Here is a 16098-nt window from a genome sequence, read left to right as displayed (position 1 = left end):
AAGAGCACGCCGATCTAAGACGTCGTCAGAATGGCAATGTCAGATGAGGAGCCGGCAAGCCGGCTCCCGGGTTCGTCAGGCCTCGAAAGAGAGGCGGATCAGATGTGGTAAGTCTTCAGCGGCGGGATGCCGTTGAATGCCACCGCCGAGTAGGTCGACGTATAGGCCCCGGTGCCTTCGATCAGCAGCTTGTCGCCGATCTCGAGCGTGACGGGAAGCGGATACGGGCTCTTCTCGTACAGTACGTCGGCGCTGTCGCAGGTCGGACCCGCGAGCACGCACGGCGTCATGTCAGCACCGTCATGCGGGGTGCGGATGGCGTAGCGGATCGACTCGTCCATGGTCTCGGCGAGACCGCCGAACTTGCCGATGTCGAGATAGACCCAGCGCACCTCGTCCTCGTCGCTCTTCTTCGAGATGAGCACGACCTCGGATTCGATGATGCCGGCGTTGCCCACCATGCCGCGGCCCGGCTCGATGATGGTCTCCGGAATCTGGTTGCCGAAGTGCTTGCGCAGCGCGCGGAAGATCGAGCGGCCGTAGGTGACGACCGGCGGCACGTCCTTCAGGTACTTGGTCGGGAAGCCACCGCCCATGTTGACCATGGTCAGGTTGATGCCGCGCTCGGCGCAGTCACGGAACACCTGCGAGGCCATCGCCAGCGCACGGTCCCACGCCTTCACCTTGCGCTGCTGCGAGCCGACATGGAACGAGATGCCGCACGGCTCCAGGCCCAGACGCTTGGCGACGTCGAGCACCTCGACGGCCATTTCCGGGTCGCAGCCGAACTTGCGCGACAGCGGCCACTCGGCGCCGGCGCAGTCATAGAGGATGCGGCAGAACACCTTCGCAGCCGGCGCGGCACGGGCGACCTTCTCGACCTCGGGGACGCAGTCCACGGCAAACAGCCGGATGCCGAGCGCGAAGGCGCGCGCGATGTCGCGCTCCTTCTTGATCGTGTTGCCAAAGGAGATGCGGTCGGGCGTTGCACCCGCGGCCAGCGCCATCTCGATCTCGGCGACTGTCGCGGTGTCGAAGCAGGAGCCCATGGACGCGAGCAGCGCCAGCACTTCCGGCGCCGGGTTCGCCTTGACGGCATAGAACACCCGGCTGTCGGGCAGCGCCTTGGCGAAGGTCTGGTAATTGTCGCGCACGACTTCGAGGTCGACCACGAGGCAAGGCTCGGTGTCCCGGCCCTCGCTGCGGCGGTTGCGCAGGAATTCCTGAATACGTTCGGTCATAGCACTCTCCCAAACGGCCCAGCGACGGGGATCCGTTCAAAAAATTGCGTCGGATAAGAGCGCTCAGGCCAGATCGCGCGATGGAGGCGCGACGAAGCCACGAGACTCAAACCAGACTGTGCTGCCGTGGATTGGTTGGGAATATCCCGCCCGCACACCTGGCAATGAAGGACAAGCCTTTTCAGTAGCCCGCGCCGGCGTTGGACTGCCGGTAGAGACCAAAAAAGCCCGATCCGTCGTTGCTTTAAGTCGCGTCCCCCGTTGAGAGCGGGGTGCGCCGGTTCGCCTCCGGCTGCCAGTCACGGTTGCAAAAAGTGAAGTCACCTTCGACAAGGCATCTCTTGAGAGAGATGCTGGACGCTCCGGGTTTGCCTAAGTCTCAGACCGAAGTCCTTCAACTTCCGCACTTCCGAAGAGCCCCTCGGCTTCTTCACCCCTTGGCGGCTGTCCGGCCTCTTGTCCGGATACCTACCGACTGACACACGACCACAGGCACGTGCGAAATTGGGCAAGTCCGCACATAATAGTTTTGACTCGGCTTCGCAAGAATTTTTTTAGACTGAGAAGAGAATTGCCTAACATCTGCTTGCGCAGTGTTGCGCGAGCGACGCGGAAGATGAACGCGCGTTAAGTTTTCTGTGTCGTGCGCGTGACTCTCACGCGCGAGACGTCAGCGGCGCTTGAAGAATGGCTCGACGCGCTGGGCTGCGCGGAGGAAGGCGGTCATCACCAGCACGCCGAGTGCGAACAGCACGGCCTGAAGGATGTGCGCGCCCTGGTCGCCGAGCCCGAACAGAATTGCGAGCGCCCAGCCGCCGGCAAACGCCGCGCCGAACACCTCGGCGCCGATCAGGATGGCGGCGCTGACGACAGTGATGACGCTCGGCCAGACGATCTGACGGGAGGACGAGGAGGGCGCGTTCATGGGCGTTGGGTCCGTGGCTTCGAGGGCCGCAATCTCCCCGAAAAGGCCGGCGGGAGCAAGGCCAAATGGCCCAAAAAAGCCCCATCGCGTGCTATAGCTGGCCACAATAAATTGCCTCAAAAATCGGGACTTGCGATGTCAGACCCCCGCCAAACTACGGACGCCGAGACCAACCCGCTGCTGAAGGCCTGGATGTCGCCGTTCGCGACCCCGCCTTTCGACGAGATCACGCCGGAGCACTTCCTGCCCGCCTTCGAGCAGGCCTTTGCCGATCACTCCGCCGAGATCGCGGCGATCACCAATGATCCGGCCGCGCCCGACTTCGCCAACACCGTCACGGCGCTGGAGCGCTCCGGCAAGCTTCTGAACAAGGTTGCGGCGGTCTTCTACGACCTGGTCTCGGCGCATTCCAACCCGGCCATTCTCGACATCGACAAGGAAGTCTCCTTGCGGATGGCGCGGCACTGGAATCCGATCATGATGAACGCCGTGCTGTTTGGTCGCATCGCCCAGCTGCACGAGAACCGCGCCAATCTCGGCCTCGACCCGGAGCAGCTCCGCCTCCTGGAGCGCACCTACACCCGCTTCCACCGCGCCGGCGCCGGCCTGTCCGACGAGGCCAAGACGCGTATGGCCGAGATCAACGAGAAGCTGGCCCAACTTGCCACCGGCTTCAGCCATCATCTGCTCGGCGACGAGCAGGACTGGTTCATGGAGCTGGGCGAGGCCGACCGCCAGGGCCTGCCGGAGAGCTTCGTTGCCGCCGCCAAGGCTGCGGCAGAAGATCGCGGCATGGAAGGCAAGGCCATCGTCACGCTGTCGCGCTCCTCGACCGAGCCGTTCCTGAAGAGCTCGGCCAGGCGCGACCTGCGCGAGAAGGTCTACAAGGCTTTTACGGCGCGCGGGGACAACGGCAATCCCAACGACAACAACGCCACCATCGGCGAGATCCTGGAACTGCGCGAGGAGAGCGCCAAGCTTTTGGGCTACCCGACCTTCGCCGCCTACCGGCTCGAAGACTCGATGGCCAAGACGCCGGATGCGGTTCGCGGCCTGCTGGAGCGGGTCTGGAAACCGGCGCGGGCCCGGGCGCTTGCGGACCGCGACGAGATGCAGGTCCTGATCTCGGAGGAGGGCGGCAACTTCAAACTGGCGCCTTGGGATTGGCGCTTCTACGCCGAAAGGCTCCGCCTCCAGCGCGCCAATTTCGACGACGCCGCGATCAAGCCCTACCTGACGCTCGACCACATGATCGCGGCGGCCTTCGACTGCGCCACGCGCCTGTTCGGCATCACCTTCGAGGAGCGCAAGGATGTGCCGGTCTGGCACCCTGACGTGCGGGTCTGGGAGGTGAAGGGCCCCGACGGCAAGCACAAGGCGCTGTTCTACGGCGACTACTACGCCCGGCCGTCAAAACGCTCCGGCGCCTGGATGACGTCGCTGCGCGACCAGCAGAAGCTGGATGGTGAGATCGCGCCGCTCGTCATCAATGTCTGCAATTTTGCGAAGGGTACCGGAGCTGAGCCCTCGCTGCTGTCGCCGGACGATGCTCGCACCCTGTTCCACGAGTTCGGCCACGGCCTGCATGGCATGCTGTCCAACGTGACCTACCCGTCGCTGTCGGGCACCTCGGTGTTCACCGACTTCGTCGAGCTGCCTTCGCAACTCTACGAGCACTGGCAGGAGCGGCCCGAGGTGCTGCAGCAGTTCGCCCGCCACTACCAGACCGGCGAGCCGCTGCCGGATGATTTGCTCAAGCGCTTCCTCGCTGCGCGAAAATTCAACCAGGGCTTCGCCACAGTCGAGTTCGTATCTTCGGCTCTCGTTGACCTCGAGTTCCATTCCCAGCCGGCCGCCGCCGCGCAGGACGTCCGCGCCTTCGAGAGACGCGAGCTGGAGAAGATCGGCATGCCCGAGGAAATCGCGATGCGGCACCGGCCGACCCAGTTCGGCCACATCTTCTCCGGCGATCATTATGCCGCCGGCTATTACAGCTACATGTGGTCGGAAGTGATGGACGCCGACGCCTTCGGCGCCTTCGAGGAGGCCGGCAACATCTTCGATCCTGATGTCGCCAAACGCCTGCACGACGACATCTATTCGAGCGGCGGATCGGTCGATCCGGAAGCGGCCTACGAGGCCTTCCGCGGTCGGCCGCCGGAGCCCGACGCGCTGCTGCGCCGCCGCGGCCTGCTCGACGACGCAAAAGCCGCCTAGGGGAGGATGCCATGCGCCTATTGTCGGGATTTCTGCTGCTTGTCGCGACGCTGCTGTTCGGCACCGCTGCGGCGCAGGCGCATCCGCATGTCTGGATCACCGCCTCGAGCGAGCTCCTCTACGCTCCGGACGGCTCGATCACCGGCGTGCGCCATGCCTGGGCGTTTGACGACATGTTCTCGGTCTATGCCTTGCAGGGAGTCGAGGGCGAAACCAAAGGCTCCTATACCCACGAAGAGCTGAAGGATCTGGCGCAGACCAACATCGAGTCGCTGAAGGAATTTGCCTATTTCACGTTCGCGCGAGCGGACGGCAAGAAGGAGAAATTCCTGGAGCCGATCGACTACTTCCTCGACTACAAGGACGAGGTGCTGACCCTGCATTTCACGCTTCCACTGAAGATCCCGGTCAAGCCCCGGCAATTGGTGCTGGAGGTGTTCGATCGCTCCTTCTTCATCGACTTTCAGATGGCGGACAAGGATCCGATCAAGTTGGTCGGCGCGCCCTCCGGCTGCCAGATGAAGCTGGAGCGGCCGAATGACGGTACGGCGAGCGCGCAGAAGCTCAACGAGCAGACCTTCCTGAACGGCGATAATTCCAATTACGGCCTGATGTTCGCCAACAAGATCACCGTGGATTGCCCGTGAATTCCATCCTTCGTTCCGTGCGCACGCTTGCCATGGCTGCAGCGGTCCTCGTCGCCGTGCAGTCTGTTGATGCCGCGCTGCATGATCTCCTCGCGCAAAACCCCTTTGGCGGGCTGCGCCCGGCGCCGTCGGCCAATCCCGAGGTCGGCGGCATCATCGGCTGGCTGCTGGCAAAACAGTCCGAATTCTATCGCGAGATCTCCGCGACCATCCGGGCCGCCAAAACCGACGGCTCGGCGGTGTGGACGCTGCTCTTCATCTCGTTTGCTTACGGGATCTTCCATGCCGCCGGCCCCGGCCACGGCAAGGCGGTGATCGCCTCCTATCTCGTCGCCAATCGCGAGACCGCGCGGCGCGGCATCGCGCTGTCGTTTGCCTCGGCGCTGATGCAGTCGCTGGTCGCGATCGTGATCGTCGGCATCTCGGCCTGGATCCTGAACGCCACCGCGAAGACCATGTGCAAGGCCGAGGGCGCGATCGAGATCGCAAGCTATGGCCTGATCGCGCTGTTCGGCCTGCGTCTGATCTGGGTCAAGGGCGCCACCTTCATCCGCGCGCTCCAGGCGGCCCAGCCGGTGCCAGCGATCGCGGGCGTGCCGCATGATCATCACGACCATGCTCACAGCCATGATCATCATCACCACGATCACGCGCACGATCACCACGGGCATGACCACGTCCACGACGAGCATTGCGGCCATTCCCACGGCCCCACCCCGAGCGAGCTTGCAGGGCCCGGCGGCTGGCGGCGCGGCTTTGCCGCGATCCTCACCGTCGGCATCCGTCCTTGCTCGGGCGCGATCCTGGTGCTGGTGTTTGCGCTGGCGCAGGGCCTGTTCTGGGCCGGCATCGCCGCGACCTTCCTGATGGGGCTTGGCACCGCGATCACGGTCGCCGCCATCGCGATCATCGCGGTGTTCGCCAAGGACATCGCCGGCCGCCTGAGCGGAGCCCGCGACGGCGGCGGCGCGCTGTTCATGCGCGGCATCGAATTCGGCGCCGCCGCCCTCGTGCTGCTGTTCGGCGCCGGCCTGTTGCTCGGCTACATCGCGGCCGAGCGGACGACCTGTTTCTGAGAGGATGTAGCCCGGATGGAGCTTCGCTCCATCCGGGTTACGGCAGCTCACACCGGCAACAGCCGCTTCAACATGGGCATGAGGAAGATCCCGAGATTGATCGCAAAGCCGATGCTCCAGAGGATGGAGCGCAGCGTCGGGCGGTTGCCGAGATAGGTCAGCACATAGGCGATCCGCACGATCAGGAACAGCAGCGCGAGCTCGTCGATCAGGCGCTGCGGCGAGTCCCGGAATTCGGCGAGCAGGACGGCGAAGGCGAAGAACGGAAAGGTCTCGATCCCGTTCTGGTGCGCGCCGAGCGCGCGCTGCGCGATGGCGTCCTCATAGAAGGCGGGATCGCGCGGCCGGGAATTGTCGAAGCCGCGAAACCTGATCCATTTGATCGAGGCGATCGTTACGAGATAGAGCAGCAGCGCTCCGAGAACGCAGAATTCCGCGAGTGTCATCTTCCCTCCCCGCTTGGCGGCGACCCTAGCGAAACCGGGCTCATCTTGACAAGTTCGGAGCAACGCGCGACCCACGAGGCCATGACGACCATCGCCGCCCCCATCGAGACCGCGAAGCCGGCAGCGCCATTGGCCCAGCCGCGCGTCGGCGTGCTGCTGGTCAATCTCGGCACGCCCGACACCGCCGATGCCCCAGGCGTGCGGGTCTATCTCAAGGAATTCCTGTCGGACGCCCGCGTCATCGAGGACCAGGGCCTGGTCTGGCAGCTGGTGCTGAACGGCATCATCCTGCGCAGCCGTCCCCGCACCAAGGCGCTCGACTACCGCAAGATCTGGAACAATGAGCGGAACGAGTCGCCGCTGAAGACCATCACGCGGTCGCAGAGTGACAAGCTCGCAGCCGCGCTGTCGGACCGCGCGCATGTCGTGGTGGACTGGGCGATGCGCTACGGCAATCCCTCGATCAAGGCGGGGATCGATGCGCTGATCGCGAAGGGCTGCGACCGCATCCTCGCAGTGCCGCTTTATCCGCAATACTCCGCCTCGACCTCGGCGACGGTCTGCGACGAGGTGTTCCGCGTGCTCGCCCGTCTGCGCAATCAGCCGACGCTGCGGGTGACACCGCCTTATTACGAGGACGAGGCCTATATCGAGGCGCTCGCCGTCTCGATCGAGACGCATCTGGCCACGCTGCCGTTCAAGCCCGAACTGATCGTCGCCTCCTTCCACGGCATGCCGAAATCCTATGTCGACAAGGGCGATCCCTATCAGAGCCACTGCATCGCCACGACCGAGGCGCTGCGCCGTCGGCTTGGCATGGACGACACAAAATTGCTGCTGACCTTCCAGTCGCGCTTCGGCAACGATGAATGGCTGCAGCCCTACACCGACAAGACGATGGAGCGTCTCGCCAAGGAAGGCGTGCGCCACATCGCGGTGGTGACGCCGGGCTTCTCCGCCGACTGTCTTGAGACGCTGGAGGAGATCGCGCAGGAGAATGGCGAGATATTCAAGCACAATGGCGGCGAGCAGTTTTCCGCGATCCCCTGCCTCAACGACAGCGATCCCGGCATGGACGTGATCCGCACGCTGGTGCTGCGCGAGCTGCAAGGCTGGATCTGATGGGCGCCCCATGAATCGCCGCGAATGCCTGGTGCTTCTTGGGGTGATCGCCGCGATGCCGCCGTCGGCGCTTGCGCAGCAGCCGAATGCGACGCGCCGGCTCGGCGTGCTCTCGGTCATCGCCTCCGACGGCGTGATCGGGCAAGCCCGCCTGGCCGAAGCGCTCGCCGTCCATGGCTGGAAGGAGCAAGACAATCTCAGGGTCGACTGGCGCAGCGGCGCCGGCGATCGCGCCCGTATCGCGCAGCTTGCCGACGATCTGATCGCGCTCAAGCCCGATATCCTGCTCGCGCTCGGCACGCCCTCGGTGGAGGAATTGCGCCAGCGCACCACGACAATCCCGATCGTGTTCGCCGTGGTCACCGATCCCGTCAGCCAGGGTTTTGTCCAAACCCTTGCTCACCCCGGCGGTAACATTACCGGCTTCACCGATTACGACGGTCCCTTGGCGGGCAAATGGCTGGAGATGCTGGCGCAGGTCACGCCAAAACTGTCCCGCGTGTTCGTCGTCTATAATCCCGCCACCGCGCCATTCGCGCCCTTGATGCTGCGCACCGTCGAAGACGCCGCACGGATGCTCGGTGTGACGGTCGAGCCCGCGCCGGTCCACGACGCAGCTTCGCTTGCCGCGCTGGCCTCGCATGGAGATGGCGGCTTCCTGGTGTTGCCGGACTTCTTCACGATGGCCAATCGCGCGCCTCTGCTCGCGGCCATTGCGCAAGCGCGGGCGCCGGCGATGTTCTGGAGCCGCATCTTCGTCGACGAGGGCGGGCTGATGTCCTACAGCACGGACAGCGCCGAGCAACTGCGGCGTGCCGCCAACTATATCGACCGCATCCTCAGGGGCGCGCAGCCGGCGGACCTGCCGGTCCAGAATCCCACCAAGCTCGAGCTGGCGATCAACCTGAAGACGGCTCAGGCGATTGGCGTCACTATTCCCCCGAGCCTGCTCGCAACCGCGAACGATGTCATCGAATAGCGGCGCAATTCTTAACGTTTGCCGCTAGGTTTGCGCCGGTACGCTTTCAAGTGCCCTTCGCAAATACATAATCGTGACCATTGCCTCTCCGGGCGCCTTGTACACAATTGCGTGGATGCCGACGTTACTCGCGACCGCTGAACCGGTAGGGTCGTGATCCCGACCAATGACGGCGCGGGAAGGGGCTTTTTTCCGCCTGGGAGGAAATATGAGCGGTTTCGATATTTTCGCGATTGTTCTGGTATTGCTCGTCATCGTCACGCTGATTGCCGGCGTGAAGACGGTGCCGCAGGGCTATGACTGGACCATCGAGCGGTTCGGCAAATACACCCAGACGCTGAGTCCAGGGCTCAACCTGATCGTGCCCTATTTCGATCGCGTCGGGCGCAAGATCAACATGATGGAGCAGGTGATCAACATTCCCGAGCAGGAGGTGATCACCAAGGACAACGCCACCGTGACGGTGGACGGCGTCGCCTTCTTCCAGGTGTTCGATGCGGCCAAGGCGAGCTACGAGGTCGCCAATCTCGAGCAGGCGATCATCGTGCTGACCATGACCAACATCCGATCGGTGATGGGCTCGATGGATCTCGATCAGGTGCTGTCGCACCGTGACGAGATCAACGAGCGCCTGCTGCGCGTGGTCGATGCCGCGGTCTCGCCCTGGGGCCTCAAGGTCAATCGCATCGAGATCAAGGATATCGTGCCGCCCGCCGACCTCGTCGAAGCCATGGGCCGGCAGATGAAGGCCGAGCGCGTCAAGCGCGCCGACATCCTTCAAGCCGAAGGTGCGCGCCAGTCCGAGATCCTGCGCGCTGAGGGTGCCAAGCAGGGCCAGATCCTCCAGGCGGAAGGCCGTCGCGAGGCCGCCTTCCGCGACGCCGAAGCGCGCGAGCGATCAGCGGAAGCCGAGGCCAAGGCCACGCAAATGGTCAGCGAGGCCATCGCGAAGGGTGACGTCGCCGCGTTGAACTACTTTATCGCCGACAAATATATCAAGGCGTTCGGCCAGCTGGCCGAGTCGCCGAACCAGAAGGTCATCATGCTGCCGGTCGAAGCGATGGGCATGCTGGGCTCGCTCGCCGGCATCGGCGAGATCGCCAAGGCGACCTTCGGCGAAAGCGCGGTGTCTGCTGCTGCCGCCGCTCGTCGTGGCGGGTCGGTGCCATCCTCCGCTCCTACGCCACCGGCGGTACCGCCGCGGCAGTGATAGGATCAGCGCATGGCCCTCCGATAGGGGCATGCGCCAATTTTAGAGGTCGTGTCATGACCGACATGTTCGTATCGCTCGGCACCTGGAATTGGTTGATCTTCGGCTTCATCCTGATGGCGCTGGAGGTCATCGCGCCGGGCGTGTTCCTGTTCTGGCTCGGGCTCGCCGCGCTTCTGGTCGGCCTGATCTCGTTCGCAATTGTCATATCCTGGCAAATTCAGCTCGTGATGTTCGCGGCGTTCGCAGCCGCCGCGGTGCCGGTGTGGCGCCGGCTCGCCCGGCCGAAGCTGGATGCAAGCGCCAGCCCCTTCCTCAACAAGCGCAGCGAGGCGCTCCTGGGCCGCGAGTTCACGCTGGAGAAGCCGATTATCGACGGCAACGGCACCATGCGCATCGGCGACACGGTGTGGCGCGTGGCAGGTCCGGACACACCGGCGGGCACGCGCGTGAAGGTGGTGCAGGTGGATGGTGCCAATCTGACGGTCGCGGCGGCGTGAGTTCCTACCCTCCAGGGGAGGGTAAGAGGAGCCCTACCTCTTCCACCTCTCGGCAAACCGGTGCAGCGGCATGAACGTCTCGCACAAGTCCCGCCCGAGCGCCGTCAGTCCATAACCGCCGCCATCGCCCAGTTCCACAAACCCCGCCTCGCGCAACTCCGTCAGTCGGGCCTGCAGCACCGTGGGCGAAGCCTCGTCGCAGGCCGTGCGCAATGCGCGCGAGGTGAGGGGAGCCTCGCGCAATTCCCACAGGATCCGCAGGCTCCAGCGCCGGCCCAGGAGATCGAGCAGCGCCATGATCGGTCGCCCAGTACGCGAGCCGCGTACGCGGCGTTCTCCTGATGCTGCCTGTTTGGCCATTACGCCCCCTCTTGCGTCTCGCTACGGATAATGTAGCTTTATGCTACAGTAATTGTAGCAAGGAAGACGCACATGTCATCCCCCTCGCCGCGTATTGCCCCGCTCGCGCCGCCTTATCCCCCGGAGATCCAGGCGCAGTTCGATCGCATCATGCGCGGCGCGCCGCCGCTGGTGTTGTTCCGGGTGATGGCGGGCCACACCCGCGCCTGGGACAAGTTTCGCGCCGGTGGCCTGCTCGATCCCGGACCGCTGTCGTTGCGCCAGCGCGAGATCGTCATCGACCGCACCTGCGCGCTGAACGGTTGCGAATACGAATGGGGTGTCCATGTCGCGATCTTCGCCGGCCCGGCGAAGCTCACCGAGGATGAGGTTAGCGCGACGGTCCGGGGCGATGCGGCTTCATCCTGCTGGTCGCCGACCGAGCAGGCTCTGATCGCAGCGGTGGACGCGTTGCACACCAGCGCGACTCTCACCGACGCCGAGTTTGCCGCGCTGTCGGCGCATTACGACGAGGCGCAGATTCTGGAGATCATGCTGCTGTGCGGCTTCTATCGCACCGTGTCGTATCTGGCGAACGGGCTGAAGCTGCCGCTGGAGGAGCAGGCGGCGCGGTTTCCGGCGGTCTAACCACGCGTCATTGTGAGGAGCGTGACACCTTCGCTGTCATTCCGGGGCGCGCGAAGCGCGAGCCCGGAATCCATGGAGCAGCGGACTCTGCGGCACGATGGATCCCGGGCTCATCGCTTCGCGATGCCCCGGGATGACGGTCACGCCACGCCCGCCCGCAGCAAATCGTGCAGATGCACGATGCCGACCACTTTGTCCGCCTCGGTCACGACCAGCGTCGTGATCTTGCGCGTGTTCAGCACCTCGATCATCTCGGTCGCAAGCATCGAGGGCGGCACGGTCTTCGGCTGCTTGGTCATGACGTCGTCGACCGACGCGGTCAGCAGATCGGGCCGCTGCATGTGGCGGCGCAGGTCGCCGTCGGTGATGATGCCCGCGATCCCGCCAGCTTCGTCGACGATGCAGACGCAACCGAGGCCCTTGGCCGACATCTCCATCACCGCCTCCAACATCTTGGTGCCGAGCGGCTTGAGCGGGATCTCCCCGCCGGTGCGCATATAGTCGCGAACGAATTTCAACATCGCGCCAAGCTTGCCGCCCGGGTGGAAATGCGCGAATTCCAGCGCGGTGAAGCCTCGGCCTTCGAGCAGCGCGATCGCGATGGCATCGCCGATCGCGACCTGCATCATGGTCGAAGTGGTCGGCGCCAGATTGTGCGGGCAGGCCTCGCGCGCCTTCGGCAGCTCGATCACGATGTCGGCGGCCTGGCCGAGCGAGGACGCCGCGTTCGACGTCACCGCGATCATCGGGATCGCGAAGCGTGCCGAATAGTTCACGAGGGTCTTCATCTCCGGCTGCTCGCCGGACCAGGACAGCGCCATGATGACGTCGTCGGTGGTGATCATGCCGAGGTCGCCATGGGCGGCTTCAGCGGTGTGAACGAAGAAGGCCGGCGTGCCGGTCGAGGCCAGGGTCGCTGCGATCTTGCGCGCCATGTGGCCGGACTTGCCAAGGCCGGTGACGATGACGCGGCCCTTGGCGTTGCGGATCAGGTCGACCGCCTTGGCGAATGCCTCGCCCAGCGGGCCGCGCAGGGCGGCGGCGAGCGCGTTGATGCCGCCGCTCTCCGTCTCCAGCGTGCGGAGCGCGGATTCGACGCTTGTCGGGGTGGGGCTGGATGATGGGGTCATCAGCGGTTTCGAACTCGGCATGTTCTGGGGTCCAGGGAGGAGGGGCGTCGGCCCGTTGCCGGCCTGCTTAGCACGCCCCGGCCCGTGAGGCGACGCGAGCTCCAAGACCCTCAACGGGTCATTAACCATAATTGTTTTAACTCCATTAACGATGGTTCCCGCGAGTTCGCGGACGGCTGTCGATGAAGTGTCTGATTTCGTTGGAGTTCTTCCATCGTGGGGTTGCCTCCAGGTAGGGGCCGGAGCAGTCGCGCGTACGTTTTTGGCGCCGCTTTGCCATGCCTGCTGCTGACCGCGCTGGAAAGCGGCCCTGTGGCCGCCCAGAGCCTCACGCCCGACCTGTTCAATCCCAACCGCGGCGGCTTTGCCGCGCCTGATACGCTGCCGACGCGGCGCACGGCGGGCGTGCCGCAGGCACCGTCGGATGCGATCCCGGCGCCGCCCGATCCCAACGACGATCCGCGCAAGAGCCGCGAGACGCCCGCGCCATCGCGCATCGGCCAGGTCCCGACCTATGGTCTTCCCGCGGCCAACGGCGCGAGTGGCTCCGGTTACGATTCGCTCAATCGCAAGCGCCAGCAGCCAAAACTCTATCCGGGCCAGCCGAAGCCGAAACGCGCGGCGGGCCCCGGCTCGCCGGTGCCGTCGGCGACACCGACACTGTCCCCTCTCGGCGCGCCGCGCATTGCGCCGCCGCCGTCGGAGACCGCCAACAAGACGCCGGTGCCGCCGGCGATGGCGGGCACCGTGCCAGGCCAGCCGCAGCGCCGTCGCCTCAAGGCTGATGACGATGCCTTCGGCGCGGTCGGCGATTACGCCGGCAGCTTCCTGATCAAGGGCGGGCTCGAGCTCTCCACCGGTTACGACACCAATCCTGCGCGCCTGCAGAAGCCGGTCGGTTCGCCGGTCTATGTCGTCGCGCCTGATCTTCTCGTCATGTCCGACTGGGAGCGCCACGCGCTGGTCGCGGATCTGCGCGGCTCGTTCTCCGGCTACACCAACAACATGCCCGCGACGATCGACGGACTTGCCTCGCCGTCGCCGGTCGAGATCGACCGCCCCGATTTCACCGGCCATGTCGACGGCCGCTTCGATGTCGATCGCGATCTCAAGCTGACCTCGCAGCTGCGCCTGCGGCTCGCCACCGACAATCCCGGCAGCCCGAACGTGCAGGCCGGCCTGCAAAAGTATCCTGTCTACGCCACCTATGGCGGCACCTTCGGCTTCGACCAGACGTTCAACCGCTTCCAGGTCGCGGCGGGCGCCACCATCGATCGCACCGCCTATACCGACTCCAAGCTCACCGACGGCTCGACCTTCAGCAACGACGACCGCGACTTCAACCAGTATGGCGGCGTCGGGCGTTTCTCCTACGAGCTCAAGCCGGGCTTGAAGCCGTTCGTCGAGATCGAGGGCGACAACCGCGTCCACGACCAGGCAGCCGATCGCAACGGCTATTTGCGCGATTCTGACGGCGGCTATGCCAAGGTCGGCTCGTCCTTCGAGTTCTCGCGCATCCTCACCGGCGAAATCTCGGTTGGCTATTCCGCGCGCAACTATGTCGACCCGCGGCTGAGCCAGCTCTCGGGCTTCCTGACCTCGGGTTCGCTGATCTGGAACGCGAGCGGGCTGACGACGGTGAAGTTCAACACCGACACGCAGATCGCGGAAACCACGATCCCCGGCTCCTCCGGCGTGCTGGTGCACACCTATGCCGCCGAAGTCGATCACGACTTCCGCCGCTGGCTCACCGCGATCGGCAAATTCACCTACGGCACCTACGACTATCAGGGCCAGAACCGCAACGACAAGACCTACTCGATCGAAGGCAATCTGATCTACAAGCTGAACCGCAATGTCTGGATCAAGGGCACGCTGCGCCACGACATCCTGGATTCGAACCAGCCGGGCTCAAGCTCGCAGGGGACCGTGGTGATGGTGGGGGTGAGGCTGCAGAATTAAGAAGGCGAGCCCACGCCTGAGTTCATCAGAGCTATAGTGAGCGGCTCTCGCCACCCACTCCGCTGTCATGCCCCGGCTTGACCGGGGCATCCAGTACGCCGCGGCCTCGCCGTATCCTCGCACTGTCTCTGGAATACTGGATCGCCCGCTTTCGCGGGCGATGACACCTTTCGTAAATCTAGCAGCGGAGCGAGCCGCGCCTACCGCGGCAGATCCGTCTTTCCCATCAGGAACGTATCGATCGACCTTGCACACAGCCGCCCCTCGCGGATCGCCCAGACCACCAGCGACTGGCCTCGGCGCATGTCGCCTGCCGTGAACACGTTCGGGCGCGAGGTCTGGTAGTCGAGCGTGTTGGCCTTGACGTTGCCGCGGGGGTCGAGGTCGATCGCGAGCTGCTTCAAGAGGCCCTCGTGCACGGGGTGCACAAAACCCATCGCGAGCAGGACGAGCTCGGCATCGAGCTCGAACTCGGTGTCGGCGATCGGCTTGAACTTGTCGTCGACGCGCACGCAGTGCAGCTTCTTGACCTTGCCGTCCTCGCCGGAAAACTTCTGCGTCAGCACGGCGTATTCGCGGACCGCGCCTTCGGCCTGGCTCGACGACGTGCGCATCTTCAGCGGCCAGTTCGGCCAGGTCAGGCCCTTGTTCTCGCGCTCGGGCGGGGCGGGCATGATCTCGAGCTGGGTCACGGACAGCGCGCCCTGGCGCAGTGAAGTGCCGATGCAGTCCGAGCCGGTGTCGCCGCCGCCGATCACGACGACATGCTTACCGCCGGCCAGAATCTCGGTGACGCCGTTCAACGGCTCGCCGGAGACGCGGCGGTTCTGCTGCGGCAGGAAGTCCATGGCGTAGTGGATGCCGTCGAACTCGCGGCCGGGGATCGCCAGGTCGCGCGGCGCTTCCGCGCCGCCGGTCAGCGCCACGGCGTCGTATTCGTTGAGCATCTCGCGCGGATCGACATTGCCGTCAGCGCCGACATGGCTGTTATAGTGGAAGGTGACGCCTTCGCCTTCCATCTGCGCCACACGCCGGTCGATGATGCCCTTCTCCATCTTGAAGTCGGGAATCCCATACCGAAGAAGGCCGCCGGCCTTGGCGAACTTCTCGAACAGATGCACGTCGTGGCCAGCGCGCGCGAGCTGCTGCGCGCAGGCCATGCCGGCCGGACCCGAGCCGATCACCGCGACCTTCTTGCCGGTCTTCACGGCAGCGACCTCAGGCTTCAGCCAGCCATTGTCCCAGGCGCGGTCGACGATCGCGCATTCGATGGTCTTGATGGTGACGGGGTTGTCGTCGATGTTGAGCGTACAGGAGGCTTCACAAGGTGCCGGACAAATGCGGCCGGTGAACTCCGGGAAATTGTTGGTCGAGTGCAGGTTGCGCGAGGCTTCTTCCCAATTGCCCTGATAGACGAGGTCGTTGAAATCAGGGATCTGGTTGTTGACCGGGCAGCCGGGCGTGCCCGGCGCGACGGAGCCGGTGCCGTGGCAATAGGGAATGCCGCAATTCATGCAGCGCGCAGCCTGGTCGCGCGTTTCCTTCTCGGTCAAGGGAACGACGAATTCGTGAAAATGCTTCACGCGCTCGGCGACCGGGGTGTACTTGCGGTCATGCCGCTCGATTTCGAGAAAACCCGTGATCTTGCCCATTAAA

15 protein-coding genes are annotated in these 16098 nt (G+C 64.7%); 9 read left to right on the top strand and 6 right to left on the bottom strand.

Annotated features, from left to right (window positions below; all coding sequences use genetic code 11):
- Positions 1–98: 98 nt before the first annotated feature.
- The gene (locus YUA_RS0109905; RefSeq protein ID WP_027530542.1) at positions 99–1241 is read right to left on the bottom strand and encodes a type III PLP-dependent enzyme; all 1143 of its coding nucleotides are present in this window, start codon (positions 1239–1241) and stop codon (positions 99–101) included.
- A 670-nt stretch (positions 1242–1911) separates the two neighbouring features.
- On the bottom strand, positions 1912–2166 hold the full coding sequence (locus YUA_RS0109900) for a hypothetical protein (RefSeq protein ID WP_027530541.1): 255 nt from the start codon (positions 2164–2166) through the stop codon (positions 1912–1914).
- A 135-nt stretch (positions 2167–2301) separates the two neighbouring features.
- On the opposite strand from YUA_RS0109900, the gene YUA_RS0109895 reads away from it, so the two are divergent.
- The 3 genes from YUA_RS0109895 to YUA_RS0109885 are packed head-to-tail and all read left to right on the top strand — an operon-like array spanning position 2302 to position 6106.
- The gene (locus YUA_RS0109895; RefSeq protein ID WP_027530540.1) at positions 2302–4383 is read left to right on the top strand and encodes a M3 family metallopeptidase; all 2082 of its coding nucleotides are present in this window, start codon (positions 2302–2304) and stop codon (positions 4381–4383) included.
- A gap of 11 nt (positions 4384–4394) precedes the next feature.
- Complete coding sequence (locus YUA_RS0109890; RefSeq protein WP_027530539.1) at positions 4395–5030, top strand: DUF1007 family protein; 636 nt, start codon at positions 4395–4397, stop codon at positions 5028–5030.
- Positions 5031–5062: 32 nt separating this feature from the next.
- A complete protein-coding gene (locus YUA_RS0109885; RefSeq protein WP_084292389.1) occupies positions 5063–6106 on the top strand; it encodes a nickel/cobalt transporter in 1044 nt (347 codons plus the stop codon).
- Positions 6107–6153: 47 nt separating this feature from the next.
- On the opposite strand, the gene YUA_RS0109880 is transcribed toward YUA_RS0109885, so the two are convergent.
- Positions 6154–6552 (bottom strand): MAPEG family protein, encoded by a 399-nt coding sequence (locus YUA_RS0109880; protein ID WP_027530537.1) that lies wholly within the window; start codon positions 6550–6552, stop codon positions 6154–6156.
- Positions 6553–6633: 81 nt separating this feature from the next.
- Here YUA_RS0109880 and hemH point away from each other — a divergent pair, with 81 nt between their 5' ends.
- The 4 genes from hemH to YUA_RS0109860 all read left to right on the top strand — a co-directional run bounded on the left by hemH (position 6634) and on the right by YUA_RS0109860 (position 10363).
- Positions 6634–7674, top strand: coding sequence for a ferrochelatase (gene hemH, locus YUA_RS0109875; RefSeq protein ID WP_027530536.1), 1041 nt, complete (start codon positions 6634–6636; stop codon positions 7672–7674).
- Positions 7675–7684: 10 nt separating this feature from the next.
- Complete coding sequence (locus YUA_RS0109870) at positions 7685–8653, top strand: ABC transporter substrate-binding protein (RefSeq protein WP_027530535.1); 969 nt, start codon at positions 7685–7687, stop codon at positions 8651–8653.
- Between the two features lie 208 nt (positions 8654–8861).
- Positions 8862–9863, top strand: a complete 1002-nt coding sequence (locus YUA_RS0109865; RefSeq protein ID WP_027530534.1) for an SPFH domain-containing protein — start codon at positions 8862–8864, stop codon at positions 9861–9863.
- Between the two features lie 56 nt (positions 9864–9919).
- Positions 9920–10363, top strand: coding sequence for an NfeD family protein (locus YUA_RS0109860; RefSeq protein ID WP_027530533.1), 444 nt, complete (start codon positions 9920–9922; stop codon positions 10361–10363).
- A gap of 33 nt (positions 10364–10396) precedes the next feature.
- On the opposite strand, the gene YUA_RS0109855 is transcribed toward YUA_RS0109860, so the two are convergent.
- Entirely contained in the window at positions 10397–10723 is a 327-nt protein-coding gene (locus YUA_RS0109855) for a helix-turn-helix domain-containing protein (protein WP_027530532.1), read from the bottom strand.
- Between the two features lie 72 nt (positions 10724–10795).
- Between YUA_RS0109855 and YUA_RS0109850 the strand changes: the two genes are divergently transcribed.
- The gene (locus YUA_RS0109850) at positions 10796–11350 is read left to right on the top strand and encodes a carboxymuconolactone decarboxylase family protein (protein ID WP_027530531.1); all 555 of its coding nucleotides are present in this window, start codon (positions 10796–10798) and stop codon (positions 11348–11350) included.
- A 140-nt stretch (positions 11351–11490) separates the two neighbouring features.
- Here the strand turns inward: YUA_RS0109850 and YUA_RS0109845 are convergent, their stop codons facing one another.
- Positions 11491–12501: an SIS domain-containing protein gene (locus YUA_RS0109845; protein WP_027530530.1), complete on the bottom strand. Its 1011-nt coding sequence runs from the start codon at positions 12499–12501 to the stop codon at positions 11491–11493.
- A 195-nt stretch (positions 12502–12696) separates the two neighbouring features.
- On the opposite strand from YUA_RS0109845, the gene YUA_RS0109840 reads away from it, so the two are divergent.
- Positions 12697–14442, top strand: a complete 1746-nt coding sequence (locus YUA_RS0109840) for an outer membrane beta-barrel protein (protein ID WP_027530529.1) — start codon at positions 12697–12699, stop codon at positions 14440–14442.
- A gap of 200 nt (positions 14443–14642) precedes the next feature.
- Here YUA_RS0109840 and YUA_RS0109835 read toward each other — a convergent pair whose 3' ends face one another.
- Entirely contained in the window at positions 14643–16094 is a 1452-nt protein-coding gene (locus YUA_RS0109835) for a glutamate synthase subunit beta (protein ID WP_027530528.1), read from the bottom strand.
- Positions 16095–16098 lie beyond the last annotated feature (4 nt).

It is taken from the genome of Bradyrhizobium sp. WSM3983 (assembly GCF_000473045.1).
Classification (GTDB): Bacteria; Pseudomonadota; Alphaproteobacteria; order Rhizobiales; family Xanthobacteraceae; genus Bradyrhizobium.
This window is presented reverse-complemented; position numbering and strand designations above follow the sequence as displayed.

Coding starts and splice junctions, on each gene's coding strand:
- YUA_RS0109905 (WP_027530542.1), bottom strand. CDS start 1,241: ATGACCGAACGTATTCAGGAATTCCTGCGCAACCGCCGCAGCGAGGGC.
- YUA_RS0109900 (WP_027530541.1), bottom strand. CDS start 2,166: ATGAACGCGCCCTCCTCGTCCTCCCGTCAGATCGTCTGGCCGAGCGTC.
- YUA_RS0109895 (WP_027530540.1), top strand. CDS start 2,302: ATGTCAGACCCCCGCCAAACTACGGACGCCGAGACCAACCCGCTGCTG.
- YUA_RS0109890 (WP_027530539.1), top strand. CDS start 4,395: ATGCGCCTATTGTCGGGATTTCTGCTGCTTGTCGCGACGCTGCTGTTC.
- YUA_RS0109885 (WP_084292389.1), top strand. CDS start 5,063: ATGGCTGCAGCGGTCCTCGTCGCCGTGCAGTCTGTTGATGCCGCGCTG.
- YUA_RS0109880 (WP_027530537.1), bottom strand. CDS start 6,552: ATGACACTCGCGGAATTCTGCGTTCTCGGAGCGCTGCTGCTCTATCTC.
- hemH (WP_027530536.1), top strand. CDS start 6,634: ATGACGACCATCGCCGCCCCCATCGAGACCGCGAAGCCGGCAGCGCCA.
- YUA_RS0109870 (WP_027530535.1), top strand. CDS start 7,685: ATGAATCGCCGCGAATGCCTGGTGCTTCTTGGGGTGATCGCCGCGATG.
- YUA_RS0109865 (WP_027530534.1), top strand. CDS start 8,862: ATGAGCGGTTTCGATATTTTCGCGATTGTTCTGGTATTGCTCGTCATC.
- YUA_RS0109860 (WP_027530533.1), top strand. CDS start 9,920: ATGACCGACATGTTCGTATCGCTCGGCACCTGGAATTGGTTGATCTTC.
- YUA_RS0109855 (WP_027530532.1), bottom strand. CDS start 10,723: ATGGCCAAACAGGCAGCATCAGGAGAACGCCGCGTACGCGGCTCGCGT.
- YUA_RS0109850 (WP_027530531.1), top strand. CDS start 10,796: ATGTCATCCCCCTCGCCGCGTATTGCCCCGCTCGCGCCGCCTTATCCC.
- YUA_RS0109845 (WP_027530530.1), bottom strand. CDS start 12,501: ATGCCGAGTTCGAAACCGCTGATGACCCCATCATCCAGCCCCACCCCG.
- YUA_RS0109835 (WP_027530528.1), bottom strand. CDS start 16,094: ATGGGCAAGATCACGGGTTTTCTCGAAATCGAGCGGCATGACCGCAAG.